The sequence below is a fragment of the Paraburkholderia sp. EG304 genome (assembly GCF_046543485.1).
Taxonomy (GTDB): Bacteria; Pseudomonadota; Gammaproteobacteria; order Burkholderiales; family Burkholderiaceae; genus Paraburkholderia; species Paraburkholderia youngii.
Map to the genome: position 1 here is coordinate 1 of NZ_JBKGUA010000180.1, position 2,190 is coordinate 2,190.

At 60.6% G+C, this 2,190-nt stretch carries 2 protein-coding genes and 1 pseudogene; 1 reads left to right on the forward strand and 2 read right to left on the reverse strand.

Going from position 1 to position 2,190, the window contains the following annotated elements; translation table 11 throughout:
• A partial coding sequence (locus ACLFKU_RS43090; protein WP_410853305.1) for a hypothetical protein occupies positions 1-221 on the reverse strand: 221 nt, incomplete at its 3' end.
• Positions 222-386: 165 nt separating this feature from the next.
• Entirely contained in the window at positions 387-1,652 is a 1,266-nt protein-coding gene (locus ACLFKU_RS43095) for an IS256 family transposase (protein WP_410853306.1), read from the reverse strand.
• Positions 1,653-1,751: 99 nt separating this feature from the next.
• Between ACLFKU_RS43095 and ACLFKU_RS43100 the strand changes: the two are divergent.
• Positions 1,752-2,190 (forward strand): annotated as a pseudogene (locus tag ACLFKU_RS43100) (IS5 family transposase); the annotation flags it as partial.

Sequence of the window (2,190 nt, forward strand, 5' to 3'; positions counted from 1 at the left end):
AGCGCGTCGCCCTCGTCAGCGATCGTCAGCCAGATAGGCGATCTTGAAGAGAAAGGTTTCGCCGTCGCGTTATTGACGCTGTCGGTGCGAGACTGGCTTTGCGGGGCGTACCCCCCGTTGTCGCCACAACACGCGCCGAGCAGTACAGTGATGAGAGCTGTCCCCAAAAAGTTGCGCCAACGCTCAGGTTCGATGAGCGAGCTTCCGGGTTCCAATTCCATGATGCAATGAACTCCACGACCAGGGTCTGTTTACATTCGATGTAAATGTGAGTACATCTTGTCTTTTGCGCGAGCAGGCCAAGATGGTTGGAACGTTACTGAGCGATGATGTATGGGCACGAATCGGAGTTAAAGTCAAATCTGGTGTATGCGGTCTCGGCGTAATCAGGCGGCTAGCGATTGCTGAGCCGGTGTGCTGTCGGTCACCGGTTCTCCATCCTTGAACGTCATCCCGTCAAGCATCGAAGTGAGCTTTTCCGGGGCGCGGATGCGCCGCCACGATTCTTCGGCCGACTCGATCAGCTTGAACGCCAGCCCGAGGAACGTCGCGCGCGATACACAGTTGCGCGTGCGTTTCGTGCGATGGCGCACCGTCGCAAAGGTCGATTCAATCGGGTTCGTGGTGCGCAGATGCTGCCAGTGTTCAGCCGGGAAATCGTAAAACGCGAGCAGCTCGTCACGATCTTCCGTCAGCTTTTCGGCGACCTTCGGGTACTTTGCCGAGTACGCGTCGACGAAGTGATTGAATGCGGCCAGTGCATCAGCGCGCGTGGCCGCCATCCAGATGTCCTGCATCGCCTTCTTGCCTCGAGCCTGCTGCGATTTCGGCAGCGCATTGAGCACGTTACCCATCTTGTGAAACCAGCAGCGCTGATGCTTCGTCTGCGGGAACACTTCCTCCGTCGCGGCCCAGAATCCCATCGCGCCATCGCCGCAGGCCAGCAGTGGCCCCGACGGCAGGCCGCGCTTCTTCAGATCGAGCAGCAGTTCGCTCCACGATGCCTTCGATTCCCGGTAGCCGTCACCGATGGCCACACGTTCCTTCGTCCCGTCCGGTTTGACGCCAATGATCACCAGCAGGCACTGGCCGTCGGAATCGTCGCTGCGCACACCGGTGTGAATGCCGTCGGCCCACCAGTAGACCCAGCGCGCCGACGACAGCTCACGCCGATTCCACTGCTCATGCTCATCGGCCCATTGGGCCTTCAGCCGGCTCACGACGTTCGGCGACATGCCGCTGACCTGGCCGCCCAGCATGATGCCCATAGCTTCGCTCATGTCGCCCGTCGAGATGCCTCGCAGGTACAGCCACGGCAGCGCTGCCGACACGCGCGCGGACTTGCGCACGTACGGCGGCACGATCGTCGAATTGAACCGGATGCCCGAGCCCGAACGATCCCGCACCTTCGGCACCTGAACCGTCACCGGACCGATCGCTGTGACGACCTCGCGCTCGGGCAGGTAGCCGTTGCGCACCACGGCACGCCGGCCGTCGATCGACTTCACGTTGCTGTACTGTTCGAGCATGGTCGCCAGTTCCACCTCGACTGCCTGCTGAATGATCTGCCGCGCGCCTTGCTGGATCAGCTCATCTAGCACGCTTTTCGTTTGCGCTTTACTGCTGTTCGCTTCTTGCGTAATCTTCTTCATGGTGGTCGGGTCCGGCCTTCTCGGGTTCGCTGGTTGTGCCTTTGACAAGCAACATTCTCGCTAGACCGCCACCGCCTTCTCAAATTCCCGCCGCTCCCGCTGTACACCAGATTCGACAATAGCTCACGAATCGAATCCGTCTTGCCCGGCAGGGAAGGCGATCCGGGGCGAACGGCGACCGACAATCGTCGGTTTGTTGAAGCTGTCCTCTGGATCGGCCGGACGGCTCCCCGTGGCGCGATTTGCCGAAGGCGTTCGGCAGATGGCATCGGTGTACGTGCGTTTCTCCCGGTGGCGTCGCAAGGGTGTGTGGGAAACCGTGATCCACGCTGTGGCCGACGAAACCGAGATCAAGCATGTGTTGATCGATTCGACCATCGTGCGCGCGCACCAGCATTCGTCCGGAGCTCGAAAAAAACGGTCCGCAAGCGCTCGGTCGCTCGCGAGATGGATTGACCACCAAGTTGCACCTGGCTGTCGATGACGCCGGACGCCCCCTGCGGTTGATTGCCACCGAGGGACAAGTTTCCGATATTAC

Coding starts and splice junctions, on each gene's coding strand:
- ACLFKU_RS43095 (WP_410853306.1), bottom strand. CDS start 1,652: ATGAAGAAGATTACGCAAGAAGCGAACAGCAGTAAAGCGCAAACGAAA.